The organism is Caldisalinibacter kiritimatiensis (assembly GCF_000387765.1).
Classification (GTDB): domain Bacteria; phylum Bacillota; class Clostridia; order Tissierellales; family Caldisalinibacteraceae; genus Caldisalinibacter; species Caldisalinibacter kiritimatiensis.
The window spans coordinates 1-17,172 of the sequence record NZ_ARZA01000176.1; the positions used below are offsets into that span (position 1 = coordinate 1).

Genomic DNA, 17,172 nt, shown 5'->3' on the forward strand with positions numbered 1-17,172 from the left:
GCATTACAAATTAAGGGAAAGTAAAGTTTTTACTGGAAATTAGATGCGAAATCTCTGTAATTACATTCCCTGCCTTGTTTGTTATTGCCATTAATGTTAAAATAAAATGATAAGATAAATTATATACTGTCTGGAAGGTGGTCAATTTGAAAAAAATATTTGAAAAAATATTTGGTACCTATAGTGAAAGGGAAATAAAGAGAATAAAACCTATTGTAGATAAGATAGAATCACTTGAAGAAGAAATGAAGGGACTTACAGACGAACAACTAAAGGCAAAAACTGATGAGTTTAAAAATAGATTAAATAATGGAGAAACTTTAGATGATATATTACCAGAAGCATTTGCTGTAGTAAGAGAAGCTGCAGATAGAGTATTGGGTATGAGACACTATAGAGTTCAGCTTATAGGTGGTGTTGTCCTTCATCAAGGAAGGATAGCGGAGATGAAGACAGGTGAAGGTAAAACTCTAGTTGCTACTTTACCTGTTTATTTAAATGCCCTTACTGGAAAAGGGGTACATGTTGTAACTGTTAATGACTATCTAGCAAAAAGAGATAAGGACTGGATGGGAAAAGTTTATAGGTTCTTAGGTTTATCTGTTAGCTGTATAGTTCATGGTATGGATAATAAAGAGAGAAGAGAAGCATATAACTGCGACATAACATACGGGACAAATAACGAGTTTGGCTTTGACTATTTAAGGGACAACATGGTTATATACAAGAAGGAAATGGTTCAAAGAGAGCTTAACTATGCAATAATAGACGAGGTAGACAGTATATTAATTGATGAAGCAAGAACTCCCCTTATAATATCAGGTAGCGGAGATAAATCTACTAATCTATATCATATGGCAGATAAATTTGTTAGAACTTTAAAGGGAAGAAAATTAGACCCTAACGAGAAATCAAACGACTTATTTAGTCGTGTAAATAGAGAGATAAAAGAGGAAAAAGTTGACTTTGTAGTAGATGAAAAGGGAAATAACGTTACATTAACAGAAAAAGGTGTTGAAAAGGCAGAAAACTTCTTTAGTTTAGAGAACTTAGCAGACCCAGCAAATATGGAAATTTCCCATCATATAAACCAAGCGCTAAAAGCACATAATTTAATGAAAAGAGATAAAGATTATATAGTAAAAGATGGCCAAGTAGTAATAGTAGATGAATTTACAGGAAGACTTATGTTCGGTAGAAGATATAGTGATGGATTACATCAGGCTATAGAGGCTAAGGAAGGGTTAGACGTAAGAAGAGAATCAAAAACTTTAGCAACTATAACCTTCCAGAACTACTTTAGAATGTATAAGAAACTAGCTGGTATGACAGGTACTGCTAAGACAGAAGAAGATGAATTCAGAGAAATCTACGGTATGGATGTTGTGGAAATACCGACAAATAAACCTGTGATTAGAGAAGATTGTCCTGACGTGATATATAAAACACAAGAAGCTAAGTTTAAAGCAATAGCAGAAGAAATAAAGGAAAAGAATGAACATGGTCAGCCTGTACTAGTAGGTACAGTTTCAATTGAAAAATCAGAGCTACTTAGTAGAATACTTAAAAGAGCAGGAATAAAGCATGAAGTATTAAATGCTAAACACCACGAAAAAGAAGCAGAGATTGTTGCTCAAGCAGGTAGATTTAAAGCAGTAACTATTGCTACTAATATGGCTGGTCGTGGTACGGACATAGTATTAGGTGGTAACCCAGAGTTTCTTGCTAAAAATGATATGAAGAAAAAGGGATATAGTGATGAAATTCTAGCTCAAGTGGATAGTTTTAACGAAACAGATGACCCAGATATTTTAGAGGCAAGAAAGGTATATAATAAATTATTAGAAAAATCAAAGAAAGAAACTAAAGTTGAGCATGAAAAGGTAATTCAAGCTGGAGGACTTCACATTATCGGTACAGAAAGGCATGAATCAAGAAGAATAGACAATCAGCTTAGAGGTCGTTCAGGACGTCAAGGGGACCCAGGTTCTTCAAGATTCTATATTTCATTAGAAGATGACTTAATGAGATTATTTGGTAGCGATAGAATTAAGGGTATAGTAGAAAGCTTAGGTATGCCAGATGATGAGCCATTAGAGCATAATTTATTAACTAAATCAATAGAGACAGCACAGAAAAGGGTAGAAGGTAGAAACTTCAATATAAGAAAGCATGTGCTTCAATATGACGATGTTATGAACAAGCAAAGAGAAGTAATATATGCAGAAAGAAGAAAGGTACTAGAAGGAGAAAACTTAAAAGACAATATTTTAAATATGATTGAAAATATAATCGATAATGCAATAAACATATATACAGGGGAAATAAAATACCCAGAAGAATGGGATATCAAAGGATTAGAAAAATATTTATCTAATATATATTTACCTGAAGGTGCATTAAAGATAGATGATATAGAAAGTCTAACTAGAGAAGACTTAAAAGAAAAGCTGTTAAATGTAGCTAAAGAACTATATAAACAAAAGGAAAAAGAAGTAGGAATAGAGCAGCTAAGAGAACTAGAAAGAATAATACTTCTAAGGGTAGTAGATACAAAATGGATGGACCATATAGATGCTATGGACCAATTAAGACAAGGTATAGGACTTAGAGCATTAGGACAAGAAGACCCTGTAAGAGCATATCAAGTAGAAGGATTTGACATGTTTGAAGAGATGATTAAGAATATTCAAGAGGAAACAGTTAAGCATATATTCCACCTACAAAGAGCAGAAAAATTAGAGAGAAAAAGAGTGGCTCAAATAAAGACAGTAAATCATGGAGATAAACAACCTAAACAAAAGACAGTAGTAAAGGGTAAGAAAATAGGTAGAAATGATCCATGCCCATGTGGAAGTGGAAAGAAATATAAGAAATGCTGCGGGAGAAATGTGTAAATTGCAGGTACTGGGTACTAGGTGCTTGGTACTTGAGAAGTTAGTGGTAAGTAGTTAGTAGTTAGTGGTTGTTAAAGGTTAAAATGTAAAATTGGTCTAGCTATTAGCTAAAAATTCCTACAAGATGACTTAAAGAATAACGTGCAGGTAGACATACTAAAAGATATGATAACAGTTGTCGAGGTACGCCTACGTGCCTCGACTAAGTGACTTATTGAGGAACGAGGGCGTTCCTCAATAACGGTAACGAACTTGTACGCTGTACGTTTTTACGTTTACTTTTACATCTTCTTTTACACGGTACGTCGTACGTTGACTTGTACGCAGTGTAGCGAGTAGCGAAAGGCGAACAGCGAATGGCGAACAACGAATAGCGGAAGACGAAAGGAGTGCTACTAATGATAGAACTAGAAAGCTATCAAGATACGTTAGTAGAATTTAAAGAACAATTAAAAGAAATAGGTGTTTCACTTTGACATCGAAGGTATTAAAAAGGAAGTAGCTCAATTAGAAGCTGAGATGTCAAAGCCAGATTTCTGGAACGATAGAGAAAAGGCTCAAAAGATATCTCAGAAGGTAAAGAGTTTAAATGGTAAAATTAAAGAATATACCGATATATCAAATAGTATTGAAGATATAGAAGTATTGATAGAGCTTTCATTAGAAGAGCAGGATTCTTCATCGATGGATGAAATAAAAGAGGGTACTAAAGAATTAGAGAAAAGGATAAAACAGTTAAGAATCAATACTCTTCTTACTGGAGAATTCGATAGCAATAATGCCATTTTGTCTATACACTCTGGAGCAGGTGGATTGGAAGCTCAAGATTGGGCAGAAATGCTTCTTAGAATGTATACAAGATGGTGCGAAAGAAAGGGATACAATATTGAAACCCTTGATATTCTTAAGGATACAGAAGCTGGTATAAAAAGTGTTACTTTATTAGTAAAGGGTGTAAATGCTTACGGGTATTTAAAGGCAGAAAGAGGAGTTCATAGATTAGTAAGAATATCACCATTTGATTCTTCAGGAAGACGTCATACTTCATTTGCTTCTGTAGATATCATGCCAGAAATAGATGATGATGTAGAAATAGATATAGAGCAAAAGGACTTAAAAATAGATACCTATAGGGCAAGTGGTGCTGGAGGTCAGCACGTAAATACTACGGATTCAGCTGTTAGAATTACCCATATTCCTACAGGAATCGTAGTTCAGTGCCAAAGTGAGAGGTCACAGCATAGCAATAGAGCTACAGCAATGAAGATGTTAAAGGCGAAGCTTATAGAGCTTAAGGAAATGGAGCAAAAAGAAAAAATACAAGACCTTCAAGGAGATTATAGTCAGATAGCTTGGGGTTCACAGATAAGGTCATATGTATTCCATCCTTATAACATGGTTAAAGACCATAGAACAAATGTGGAAACGGGTAACGTTAATAGCGTTATGGATGGAGATATAGATATGTTTATAGATGAATATTTAAAGGATAAGGCGAAATAAAAGAAATTTAAAATTGAAAATTGAAAATGTAAAATAAAGAGCGTAAAGGAACGTACAAGTAGACGTACAAAACGACGTAAATGATGACGTTTAAATGCATGTTTTTTAGTTAAATCTAATAGCGAGTAGCCTAATCCTTTCTAATATTTTTTAGTAGTTAAAGTGACCTGAAAGCTAGACTTAAAACTACTAACAACGAACTATTAACTAACAAGGCGATAAAGTCGCCTTTTTTCACTATACAAAAATTTCAGAAAATAAAGAGGATTAACACAGTTTTTGTTGAATACTTATTATTGTACCTATGATAAAAGGACTGGATAAGGGGTGGGAATATGGGACTTTTTAAAAAGAAATGCAAATTAAAATTGCCAAAGAGTACGTATAAAAAGAAAAGCAAAAAAAGAACTTCAAAAAATATTTTTACTAGAAGTATGAGAAATCAAATTATGGCAGTAGTACTTATATTAACTATACTTCCTATAATATCTATTGGTATCATAAACTACTATGTAGACAATAGAGACTTACAACAGAACGTAGAAAAGTCTAATATAGCTATTGCAAAATCATTGGCAAGTCAGATAGATATTTTTATTACAAAGTCCTTTGATACATTAGAAACATTATCTACATCTATAAATATGGATAACATGAGTGAATTTGAAATAGGGAATATTATGATGACTGCAATTAATAATGTAGACCAGTTAAAAGTGTTATATATCTTTGACAACAATGGAAATGAGATAGTGTCCACAAGACATAAAAAGGACAAGCTTAATGTAAGTGACCAACAGTGGTTTTTAAAAGCTTCTAAAGGAGAAAATGCTGTTTCAGATTCCTATATAGATGATGCATCAAAATTACCGGGTGTTACTATTGCAATGCCTATCAAGAGTGTACTAGGTCAGCAAATCGGAGTTATTGCTGCTAAAATAGATTTAATAGAAATAGGTAAATTAGTATCTGACCAACAGATTGGTGAAAATGGAATATCGTACATAGTAGACAAAAAGGGAATAGTAATAGGACATAAGGATTTTAAGAACAAAGTCTTAGAAAGATATAATGTTAAAGAAAATAATATTGTAGGAGCTATAAATGCATTAAAAGGAACTACTGATGTAGAAAAATATACTGACGATAATGGAGAAACAGTTTTAGGAGCATATACAACAGTACCATCTACTGGATGGGCTGTAATAGTAGAGCAGGAAGAAAAAGAAGTAACAGAATTAGCATTAACAAATTTAAAAAGAACATTAATGATAAGTGGAATAGCTATAATTTTAAGTATAATTTTTTCAATAATTACAGCAGGCGTATTTACTCGTCCTATAGTTAAATTAGTAAAGGCTGCAGAAGAATTAAAGGAAGGGGACTTAACTAAATCAATAAAGAAAACATCTAAGAATGAGATTGGGGAGTTGCAGACCGCCTTTAATCAGATGGTCACCTCATTATATGACATCATTTTAAGCGTTAACGAAGTTGTTACTAATGTAAAACAGTCTTCTAAAAAATTAAAGCATAATGGTGAATTAACATTGAAAGCATCAGATGCAATATCTTCAGTAATTGAGCAGGTAGCTACAGGGGCACAAAATCAGTTAGCAAGTGTAGATGAAACAACTAATACTGTTAATGATATGGTCAATAGTGTAAAAGAAGTAGAAAAGAGTGCTGATAATATAAAACAGGCTGCAGAAAAGTCTTCGATAATTGCTAACAATGGTACTCAGAATATAGATAAAACTAAGGAAAGCATGAATTCAATAGCTAATAAGGTAAAGAGCTCAGCAGAAAAGGTATATAATTTGACAGAATACACTAAGGAAATAGGCAAAATAGTTACCTTTATAGATAATATTTCAAAACAAACTAATTTACTGGCTTTAAATGCATCAATAGAGGCTGCCAGAGCAGGAGAATATGGTAAAGGGTTTACTGTAGTAGCTGAAGAAGTTAGAACTCTTTCAGAACAAACTAGTGATGCGTCTAAGGATATAGTAGATATAATAAGTAAGATACAAAATGAAATGGACTCAGTAGTGGAATCTATGAATACAGGGTTAGAAGAAGTAGAAAAAGGCAGTGAAGTAATAAATGATACAACAGAGTCCTTTGAAGATATCCTACTTCAAACTAATAAAGTTACACAAGCAGTTAAAGAGTTTGGAAGTGTAATGAAAGAACTTTCAGAGGATACTCAAGATATAGAAAAATCTATTTTACAGGTAAGTGCTGTATCTGAGCAGACTGCATCAGGCACTCAGACTGTATTAGCAAATACAGAGGAACAGCAGGCAGCTATTATAAACATGAATGAATCAATAGAGCAACTTAATACAATGGCAGAGCAATTAGGGCAATTGATAAAGGGTTTCAAAGTAGAGTAAGTAGAAAAAGCGACTTAGTCGCTTTTTTCTTATATATATTTATTATATAATATGATAGAGAACAGAAGAGAGAAGGGGAGATAAACATGAATATTGTAGCAAAATTGGCCGAGGAGTTTAGCCTTAAAAAATATCAAGTAGAAAATACGATAAAGCTTATTGATGAAGGTAACACTATACCTTTTATAGCTAGATATAGAAAAGAACAGACAGGAGAACTAAGTGACGTTATATTAAGGGAATTAAACGATAGACTTACATATTTAAGAAATTTAGAATCGAGAAAAGAGGAAGTAATACGTTTAATCGACGAACAAGGGAAATTAACAGAAGAATTAAAGAAGGAAATTTTATCTGCAACAGTACTTCAAAGAGTAGAAGATTTATATAGACCATATAAGAAGAAAAAAAGAACAAGAGGTACAAAAGCAAAAGAAAAGGGCTTAGAGCCTTTAGCTGAAATTATAATGAAGCAAGAAACAACTACTGGCACTATAGAAGAAGTAGCTAAACCTTTTATAAATGAAGAAAAGGAAGTTTTAACTGTAGAAGATGCACTTCAAGGTGCTAAGGATATAATTGCAGAAATAATATCAGATAATGCTGAATACAGAAAGAGAATAAGAAGTGTATATTTCGACAAAGGTATAATACAAACTAAAGCTGTAGACGAAGAAGAAGTTACAGTTTATGAGATGTATTATGATTATACTGAACCAGTAAATAAAATTGCGAATCATAGGATATTAGCAATTAATAGAGGGGAAAAGGAAAAGAAATTAAGAGTAAAAGTAGTAACTCCAGATGAAGAAATAATAGAATACCTTAAAGGTCAAGTTGTTGAAAACTCACAAGCAATAACAACAGAACATTTAATAGAAGCAATAGAGGATTCATATAAAAGATTAATAGCACCTTCTATAGAAAGAGAAGTAAGAAGTACATTAACTGAAAGAGCAGAAGAAGAGGCTATAAAAGTATTTGCAAGTAATACTAAAAAATTATTAATGATACCACCTGTTGAAGACGTAAGGGTTTTAGCTATTGACCCAAGTTATAGAACAGGTTGTAAATTAGCTGTATTAGATGATACAGGTAAATTATTAGATTATACAACTATTTATCCAAATGAGCCTCAAAATGAAGTGGAAAAATCTAAAGAGACAATGAAGGAATTAATTGAAAAGTATGACATAGATATGATTTCTATAGGAAATGGAACAGCTTCAAGGGAAACAGAATTAATTGTAGCTGATATGCTTAAAGAAATAGACAAAGAAGTATATTACACAATTGTTAGCGAAGCTGGAGCTTCAGTTTATTCTGCCTCTAAACTGGCAGCAGAAGAGTATCCTGATGTAAATGTTTCAATAAGAGGAGCTATTTCAATAGGTAGAAGACTTCAAGACCCATTAGCAGAGCTTGTTAAGATTGACCCTAAAAGCATAGGGGTAGGGCAATATCAACACGACTTAAACCAAAAGAGACTAGGAGAAGCATTAAACGGAGTTGTTGAGGATTGTGTAAATAGTGTTGGAGTAGATTTAAATACTGCCACTCCTTCCTTACTTCATTATGTTTCAGGTATTACTCCAAGCATAGCTAAAAACATTGTTGCATATAGAGAAGAAAATGGAAAATTTACAAACAGAAATCAGTTAAAAGAAGTAAAAAGACTAGGTGATAAATCCTTTGAACAATGTGCTGGATTCTTAAGAATTAGAGATGGAGAAAATCTATTAGACAATACAGCTGTCCATCCTGAATCCTATGATATAACTATGAAATTGATAGAAAAACTAGGATTTACAAAGGAAGACATAAGACAAGGAAAACTTAAAAACATAGAGCAAAGAATTTTAGAATATGAAATAGAAGAAGATAGAGAAGAAGCTGTAGATAATAGTTTTAATAAAACATTAAAGAGTTTAGAAGAATTATCAAAAGTAAAGATTGGACATAATAAGAAAAATAGAAAAGTGTCAAGAACTGAAAAGCTAGAGAAGCGTATAGCTAAATTATCAGAACAATTAGAAGTGGGAGTACCAACTTTAAGGGATATTATACAAGAGCTTAAAAAGCCAGGTAGAGACCCTAGAGAAGAGATGCCAAAGCCTATATTTAGAAGTGATGTATTAAAGATGGAAGATTTAAGACCCAATATGGTGTTGACTGGAACTGTAAGAAATGTAGTTGACTTTGGAGCTTTTGTTGACATAGGAGTTAAGCAGGATGGATTAGTTCATATTTCTGAGATGAGTGATAGATTTGTAAAAAATCCAATGGATATAGTATCAGTTGGGGATATTGTAAATGTAAGAATTATTGATTTAGATATTGAAAGAGGTAGAATTTCATTGAGTATGAAGCAGGTATAGGAATTAATAGTTTAAAAAATAAAAAACGCTCATACACATAATAATTTGGAGAAAATCAAGCATTAAACCTACGAAAAAATTCTAATGCTCCAATGGTAACGTCCTGTTACCGTGTCGCGGATTTGACGTCCTGTCAAATCCACGAATTTTTTCTCATTTTTCTGCTGATTTTCTAAGCCAAATTACTATAAGGTATTCACTTATTTTTTATTTTTACATCAAGTGTAGCTCACATTTTAATGTGAGGTTACAATTGTAATTTTCAATTTTAAAACTAGAAAAAACATGGGATGAGATTTAAGGAACGAAAGGAGAAATTAAATGAGTAACAAAAGTAGAAATGATAGCCCAACGTATTATAGGTGGCTTGTTTGGGGAATACTTGCCCTTGCATATGTAATTGTATTTTTTCATAGAGTGGCAGCAGGAGTGGTAAGACAAGAATTAATACAGGGGTTCAATATAACTGATGTTGAGTTTGGTAACTTAGGGGCTATGTATTTTTATGCTTATACGATAATGCAGATACCATCAGGAATATTTGCAGATACTTTAGGAGCAAGAAAAACTGTAACTGTGGGTACATTATTAGCAGGAGTAGGCTCAATTATATTTGGAATTGCTCCAACAATTGGTTTAGCTTATATTGGTAGACTTGTAGTTGGATTAGGGGTTTCTGTTGTATTTATTTCGATATTAAAGGTTCTATCCCAGTGGTTTAGTGAAGAAGAGTTTGGAAGAATGTCTGGACTTACGTCTTTTGTGGGTAATGGAGGTGCATTACTTGCACAGTTTCCTTTAGTAGTTTTAGTATCCATTATTGGATGGCGATTATCCTTTGGAGTTATAGGAGTAATATCAGTTCTTATTGCAGTGTTGACATATATAATAGTTAGAAATAAACCAGAGGAAAAAGGATTTGAACCGGTTGTTATAGAACAGAATAAAAGAGATATAGATTTAAAAGAAAGTATAAAAATAGTATTTTCTAACCCTAGAACTTGGCCAGGATTTTTTGTATTCGGAGGAATGTTTGGCTCTGTCATAGCATTTATGGGGACATGGGGAGTTCCCTATATGATTCATGTTTATGATATAAGTAAGGCTAAGGCTTCTACATTTACTATGACTATGACAATAGGTATTATGATAGGAAGTTTGATTGTAGGATTTGTTTCAGATAAAATGGGTAAGAGGAAGCTTCCATTTTTCATATTTTCTGTTGTATATCTGTTTACTTGGATAGTGTTACTGTATATAAACCCTGGTAATATGCCTTTTACTTTGCTATATATCTTATTTTTCTTGATAGGATTTTCAGCATCAGGTTTCGTTCTCTCATGGGCTTCAGCTAAAGAAGTAAATCCTAGGGAATATGCTGGTATATCTACCGGTACAGTAAATATGGGAGGATTTTTATTTGCAGCTTTAATCCAGCCTTTAATAGGATATATACTTAACAAGACTTGGACTGGAAAAGTAGTAGAAGGTGTTAAGATTTATTCTGTACAATCATATAATACTGCACTTTTAGTGTGTTTAGTGGCAGCAGTAATTGGAGTTGTAGGAGTTTTATTTGTAAAAGAAACTAATTGTAGAAACATATATGAGGAGCTTAAGAAATAATAATTTATTATGGAATTATAAAAAACAAGGGGGTATTTTAATGTTACTTATTAAAAACGGTACAATTTATACAATGGCAGGAGAAATTATTGAAAATGGTAGTATATTAATAGAAAACGGTAAAATAAAAGAAATAGGCAAAGACATAGTTGCTCCATTAGATGTAGAAGTTATTGATGCAGAAGGAAAAATGGTTACACCTGGGTTTATTGATGCTCATTGTCATATAGGCCTTTTTGAAGACGGAATAGGCTTTGAAGGAGATGACGGTAATGAAATGGTAGATCCAGTTACACCACATCTAAGAGGAATAGATGGTATAAATCCAATGGACAGAACATTTGAAGAAGCTTATCAAGGTGGAGTTACTTGTGCAGCAACTGGCCCAGGAAGTGCAAATGTGATTGGAGGACAGTTTGCAGCTATTAAAACATACGGAAGAAGAATAGATGATATGATAGTTAAGGAACCATTGGCTATGAAAATAGCTTTTGGTGAAAATCCAAAGAGGGTATATAATGCTCAGAAAAAATCACCTATGACGAGAATGGCAACTGCAGCTATACTTAGAGAAACACTTTTTAAAGCTAAAAACTACGTTGAAAAACAGGAAAAAGCTAAGGAAGACCCATCAAAAGCACCAGAATTTGACATGAAGATGGAAGCTATGGCTAAGGTAATAAGAAAAGAAATACCTCTTAAAGCACATGCCCATAGAGCAGATGATATACTTACTGCTATTAGAATTGCAAAAGAATTTGATGTTGATATTACATTAGAGCACTGTACTGAAGGTCATCTTATTGCAGATTATTTAGCTGAAGAGCAAAAACCTACAATAGTAGGCCCAAGCCTTTCAGAAAGAAGTAAATTTGAGTTGAAAAATTTAACTTTTGAGACACCTGGGGTATTAAATAAAGCAGGAGTGAAAGTTGCAATAATGACAGATTCACCTGTTATACCACTTCAATATTTACCACTATGTGCAGGGCTTGCTGTAAAATCAGGTATGGATGAAATGGAAGCTTTAAAGGCTATTACAATTAATGCTGCAGAAATATTAGGTATAGATGATAGAGTTGGAAGTATAGAAGTAGGTAAAGATGCAGATATAGTTATATTTGATGGAAATCCATTAAAGGATATTAATTGTAAAACTGTAGCAACAATTATAGATGGGAAAGTAGTTTATAAAAGATAATTGATAATTGATAATTGAGAATGGCTTTTCGATGTTCGCCATTTGCCATTTGATAAATAATGCATTGTGGGCATTTCTGTAAAAGGTTGACAAAAGATATGTCTATATGAGATAATATTATTGGCAAATGAATAGTATATTCTAGTCTTCAGGGCAGGGTGAAATTCCCGACCGGCGGTTAAAGTCCGCGAGCTGTTATAGACAGTTGAGCTGGTGAAATTCCAGTACCGACAGTAAAGTCTGGATGGGAGAAGATTAGTACACGGTTAGCTAGTATGTTACTAATTATGTGTAGAATTTTAAGCCTCTGAAGATTAATCTTCAGAGGCTTTTTAATTTCCCTGAAGATACAGTAAAAAATTATTGGAGGGATGAAGATGTTAACACTAAAGGAAAGAGTAACAACGAAATCATTAACTAAAATATCTATTTTATCAGTATTAGCATTTTTAATTATGTTTATTGAGGTTCCATTATGGTTTACTCCAGAATTCTTAAAGGTTGATTTGAGTGATATTCCAGCATTAATAGGAGCATTTGCATTAGGGCCTTTAGCTGGAGTTGCTATTGAGTTTGTTAAAAATATACTTCATATGACTCTTAAAGGAACAGTTACAGGTGGAGTTGGAGAATTAGCGAATTTTATCGTAGGTAGTGTGTTTGTATATACAGCATCAATCTTATATTACAAAAGAAAGACTTTTAAAAGAGCAATAATAGGCATGATATTAGGGACTATAGCTATGACTATAGTTGCTTCATTAGCAAATTATTTTGTATTGATACCTATGTATGCAAAGATATTTGGAGCTCCGATAGAATATTTTGTTGAATTGTCTTCAAAGGTTAATGGATTTGTAGTGGATTTTAAAAGCTTTATATTATTTGGTATAGCACCATTTAATCTATTAAAGGGAATAATGGTTTCAGCTATCACAATTCCTTTATATAAGAAGATATCTCCAATTCTTCATAAGTAAAAAAGCTGATAAATCAGTTTTATAGGTGCTAGGTACTCTGTATTAGTATTAATAGAGTTGGATACTGGTGAAACAAAGAAACGCGGATTTATTTTGCGTTTCTTTTTTTTGCTAAAAATGAAATAAACAAAAAGAAATTTCGTTGCTATTTTGCACAACAAATCAAAAAATGCTTTACAAAACACAAACAATATAATATAATGTCTACGTAAGAGCAAACAAAACCAATACATGTTTATTATAACATTTTGTATAATAGGAGGAAGTTTTATGAAAAATATTGATGAGCTGTTTTGGAATGCTACAGTAGAAGAAATAAAACGAGGCTATATATATGATAATTCTGCTGAAGAGTATATTTGTTTAATTTGCGGTGAGAAATTTATTAAGGGGATTATATATCCATATAATAATTACTTTTGTGATGCAGAAAAGGCAGTAAAGAATCATATAAAAGAAAAGCATGGATCTACATTTAATTACTTAATTAATATGAATAAGAAATATACAGGATTAACAGATACCCAGAAAGAGATATTAAAGTATTTTTATGAAGGACTTAGTGACAAAGAGATTGTTAAAGCTCAAGGGGGTGGAAGTAGTTCTACGGTTAGAAGTCACAGATTTAAGCTTAAGGAAAAAGAGAAACAAGCAAAGGTATTTCTAGCAATAATGGGGTTATTGAACAGTAGTAAAAAAGAACGTAATCAAAAAGGGCAGGAATTTATAAATATTCATAAGGGGGCTACAATGGTGGATGAAAGATATGCAATTACAGAAAAGGAAAGGGAAAAGATTCTAAAAAACTACTTTAAAAATGGTAAACTTAGTAACTTGCCAAGGAAAGAAAAGAGAAAAATAATAGTATTTCAATATATTATTAAGCAATTTGATTCTAATAAGAAATATACTGAAAAGGAAGTAAACCATATATTAAAAAAGATTTATGATGACTATGTTACTATTAGAAGATATCTTATCGAATATGGGTTCATGGAAAGAAGTGATGACTGTAGTCAGTATTGGGTTAAATTATAATCAACTGAAATATGTTATAAAAAATCAAGCTGTAACTAGCTTGATTTTTTATTAATTAATTTAACTACAGCTATAAATGTGTTAGAATATAACAGAAATAAGTTTAAGTTTTTATGAAAGGGGCCGCATTAATATGATTTATCTTTTATTGGCAATTGTATGTAGTTCGTTGATTGCTATTATATTTAAGTATAGTGAAACTAATGATATGAATAGATATGCAGTAACTACAGCAAATTATTTTATGGCCTTTACTGTAAGTTTAATTATGTCGTTGAAAAGTGGATTATTTAAGCTACAGACTCCATTGTCTTTATCTAAATTTTTAAATGAAGTAGAGAAAGTAATATTTACTAATAAAGGACATTTCTCACTTAATTCTAGTATTATATGGGCTATTATAGTAGGGGTTATAGCAGGTATATTCTTCTTTTTAGCATTTATTTACTATCAAAAAAGTGTAAAAGAAGATGGAGTAGGATTAGCGGGTACATTTTCAAAATTAGGTATATTAGTGCCTATGACATTGTCAATCATCTTATGGAGGGAATTACCAACATCAGTTCAATGGATAGGTATTATTTTATCTATTACTTCTATTGGAATAGTTAATATATCCTTTGAAAGAGATTTTTTAAACAGTATTAGATTACCCCTTATATTATTGTTTATATTTGGAGGATTAGCAGAGTTTTCTAACAAGATATTTCAAAAGTATGCTATCGTAGACTATAAGAGTTTGTTCTTATTTTTCGTTTTCTTTACTGCTTTTATAATAAGCTTATTATTTACTATAAGGAAGAAAAGAAGTGTAACTAAAAGAGATATAATAACTGGTTTCATGGTAGGAGTACCGAATTTATTTTCGTCTTTCTTTTTAATAATGGCGTTAAATTACATAAAGACGTCAGTCGCTTTTCCTGTTTATAGTGCAGGTACGATAGTTATTATTAGTTTAAGTGGGTTTATACTTTTTAAAGAGAAGCTAGAAAAGAAAGAGATTGCTTCTATTATAATGACGATTATAGCTTTGATATTGATAAATCTTAAGTAGGTAAGTTTTACATATTAAATAACGTGGATATAATAAAGAGTAGTTATTTGCATAAGTATAACGAAAGGATGAAATTCTATGTTAACAATTGTTACAAATAGTGCGGAGGAAACAAAGGAAATTGGATATAGATTAGGTCGTATTCTTCAAGGTGGAGATATAGTATGTCTTACGGGAGATTTAGGAGCAGGTAAGACTACGTTAACTCAGGCTTTAGCTAAGGGACTAGATGTAGATGATTATGTAACAAGTCCTACATTTACTTTGATTAATGAATATAATGGCAGGTATCCTGTATATCATATGGATGTATATAGATTAGAAGATGTAGATGAAATGTATGACTTAGGATATGAGGAGTACTTTTACTCAGATGGTGTTACTATAGTAGAATGGGCTAATTTAATAGAGGAGATACTTCCAGAGGAGAGATTGAATATTCAACTGAAAAGAGGAAAAGAGGGTAATGAAAGAGAAATAAATATTTATGGAAAAGGTGAAAGATATGAAGAGATAATAAGGAATTTAAAATCTGTTAGTAGTTCGTAGTTAGTGGTTAGTAGCTGTTAGCTTTTCGTTGTTTGCCATTCGGTAAAGAGTAATAGAGATTAGGGAATGTATTTAATTTAAAATTCACAATTAGCTAGTAGTTCTAAGAGCTAAGAGCTGAGAACTAAGAACTGTAGCTTTAAAGGAGTTGAGCAGAATATGAAGATATTAGCAGTAGACGCATCAACTATAGTTGCAACTTGTGCCATTTTAGACGAAGATAAGATATTATCAGAACATATTTTAAACTATAAACTAACTCATTCTGAAAAAATTATGCCTATGATAAAGGAAGTATTAAACAGCTGTGGGCTAAAACCAAAGGATATAGACGTCTATGCAGCTTCTAAGGGGCCAGGTTCTTTTACTGGATTAAGAATAGGAATAGCTACTATAAAGGGATTAGCACATGTAGCAGATAAGCCTGTTGTCGGCGTATCAACTTTAGAAGCATTGGCTTATAATATGCCTTTGGCAGATGGGATAGTAGTACCTATAATGGATGCAAGAAGAAATAGAGTATACACTGGTATGTATAAATGGGTAGATGGCAGATTTGAAACGGTAAATGAAGAAATGGCTATAGAAGTTACTGAATTAATTGATATGTTAAAGGATGTAGAAGAAAAAATAATATTTAATGGTAATGGAACGTTGGTATATAAAGACCAATTAAAAGAAGCTTTAGGAGGCAAAGCGGTATTTGCTCCTGCTTCAGTAAATATGGCTAGGGCTTCATCGGTAGCACAAATTGCTATGATGAAGGCAAAAGAAGGAAAGGTGGAGAGTTATTATAGTCTAGTGCCAAATTATCTAAGAAAGTCACAGGCTGAGAGACAATATGAGGAGAGGAAAAGGAAAGATGGAGAAAAATAATGATGATGTGATTGCTAGAAAAATGACTTTAGATGACTTGGACGAAGTGATGGATATAGAAAATAAGTCATTTACAACTCCTTGGTCTAGAAATGCCTTTATTACAGAAGTAGGAAAAAATACATTGGCATATTATGTAGTTGCTGTAAAAGACAAAAAAGTAGTAGCATATGGTGGACTGTGGTTTGTGGTAGACGAAGGACATATAACCAATATAGCAGTTCATCCAGATTATAGAGGATTGGGTATTGGTAATGTTATTGTTGAAGAACTTATTAGAGTGTGTGAGGAAAGAAAGTTAAGTAGAATGACATTAGAGGTAAGAAAATCTAATAATATTGCTCAGTCGTTATATAAGAAATATGGATTTGAGTCTAAAGGAATTAGACCTGGATATTATCAAGATACAAAAGAGGACGCAATAATTATGTGGAAAGAGCTACGGTAGAAGAAATTGAAAATGTAAAATTAAAAATGTAAAATAAAGGGCATAAAAGGAACGTATAAGTAGACGTATAAAATGACTGAAGTTTTGTAGCATATGTAGTTTGCACTTCAGTGTGAGGTTAATGCATTAGAGTAAAAATAAAAAACGTTCATATACATACTAATTTGGCTACTGGCTGCTAGCTATTAGCTGTTAGCCAAATACTTTTGTTGTCGAGGGA

Annotated in this window: 12 protein-coding genes and 1 riboswitch; all 12 genes read left to right on the forward strand. The window is 32.2% G+C overall.

Annotation, left to right across the window (positions count from 1 at the left end; all coding sequences use genetic code 11):
- Positions 1–146: 146 nt before the first annotated feature.
- A complete protein-coding gene (secA, locus tag L21TH_RS07755) occupies positions 147–2,897 on the forward strand; it encodes a preprotein translocase subunit SecA (protein WP_006313476.1) in 2,751 nt (916 codons plus the stop codon).
- A 398-nt stretch (positions 2,898–3,295) separates the two neighbouring features.
- Positions 3,296–4,400 (forward strand): peptide chain release factor 2 gene (prfB, locus tag L21TH_RS07760; RefSeq protein WP_155848334.1). Its coding sequence is split into 2 segments (ribosomal slippage): positions 3,296–3,370 and positions 3,372–4,400, totalling 1,104 coding nucleotides; the frame shifts between segments, so codons are not numbered across the junction.
- Between the two features lie 335 nt (positions 4,401–4,735).
- Positions 4,736–6,802, forward strand: coding sequence for a methyl-accepting chemotaxis protein (locus L21TH_RS07765; RefSeq protein ID WP_006313486.1), 2,067 nt, complete (start codon positions 4,736–4,738; stop codon positions 6,800–6,802).
- Positions 6,803–6,888: 86 nt separating this feature from the next.
- Positions 6,889–9,180 carry a Tex family protein gene (locus L21TH_RS07770; protein WP_006313487.1) on the forward strand — a complete coding sequence of 764 codons (2,292 nt, stop codon included), beginning with the start codon at positions 6,889–6,891 and terminating at the stop codon, positions 9,178–9,180.
- A 321-nt stretch (positions 9,181–9,501) separates the two neighbouring features.
- Positions 9,502–10,806 carry an MFS transporter gene (locus L21TH_RS07775; protein ID WP_006313488.1) on the forward strand — a complete coding sequence of 435 codons (1,305 nt, stop codon included), beginning with the start codon at positions 9,502–9,504 and terminating at the stop codon, positions 10,804–10,806.
- A 40-nt stretch (positions 10,807–10,846) separates the two neighbouring features.
- Positions 10,847–12,007: an amidohydrolase gene (locus tag L21TH_RS07780; RefSeq protein WP_006313489.1), complete on the forward strand. Its 1,161-nt coding sequence runs from the start codon at positions 10,847–10,849 to the stop codon at positions 12,005–12,007.
- A gap of 140 nt (positions 12,008–12,147) precedes the next feature.
- A riboswitch (FMN riboswitch) is annotated at positions 12,148–12,267 on the forward strand.
- 117 nt (positions 12,268–12,384) lie between these two features.
- The gene (locus L21TH_RS07785) at positions 12,385–12,987 is read left to right on the forward strand and encodes an ECF transporter S component (protein ID WP_006313494.1); all 603 of its coding nucleotides are present in this window, start codon (positions 12,385–12,387) and stop codon (positions 12,985–12,987) included.
- Positions 12,988–13,257: 270 nt separating this feature from the next.
- Positions 13,258–14,025, forward strand: a complete 768-nt coding sequence (locus L21TH_RS07790) for a DUF2087 domain-containing protein (protein WP_006313495.1) — start codon at positions 13,258–13,260, stop codon at positions 14,023–14,025.
- 133 nt (positions 14,026–14,158) lie between these two features.
- A complete protein-coding gene (locus L21TH_RS07795; RefSeq protein ID WP_006313496.1) occupies positions 14,159–15,079 on the forward strand; it encodes an SMR family transporter in 921 nt (306 codons plus the stop codon).
- A 78-nt stretch (positions 15,080–15,157) separates the two neighbouring features.
- The gene (gene tsaE, locus L21TH_RS07800; RefSeq protein ID WP_006313500.1) at positions 15,158–15,628 is read left to right on the forward strand and encodes a tRNA (adenosine(37)-N6)-threonylcarbamoyltransferase complex ATPase subunit type 1 TsaE; all 471 of its coding nucleotides are present in this window, start codon (positions 15,158–15,160) and stop codon (positions 15,626–15,628) included.
- A gap of 159 nt (positions 15,629–15,787) precedes the next feature.
- On the forward strand, positions 15,788–16,504 hold the full coding sequence (tsaB, locus tag L21TH_RS07805; protein WP_006313501.1) for a tRNA (adenosine(37)-N6)-threonylcarbamoyltransferase complex dimerization subunit type 1 TsaB: 717 nt from the start codon (positions 15,788–15,790) through the stop codon (positions 16,502–16,504).
- The gene (gene rimI / locus L21TH_RS07810) at positions 16,491–16,952 is read left to right on the forward strand and encodes a ribosomal protein S18-alanine N-acetyltransferase (protein ID WP_006313502.1); all 462 of its coding nucleotides are present in this window, start codon (positions 16,491–16,493) and stop codon (positions 16,950–16,952) included. Before tsaB ends, rimI begins: the two co-directional genes overlap by 14 nt.
- The last annotated feature ends 220 nt before the right edge of the window (positions 16,953–17,172 follow it).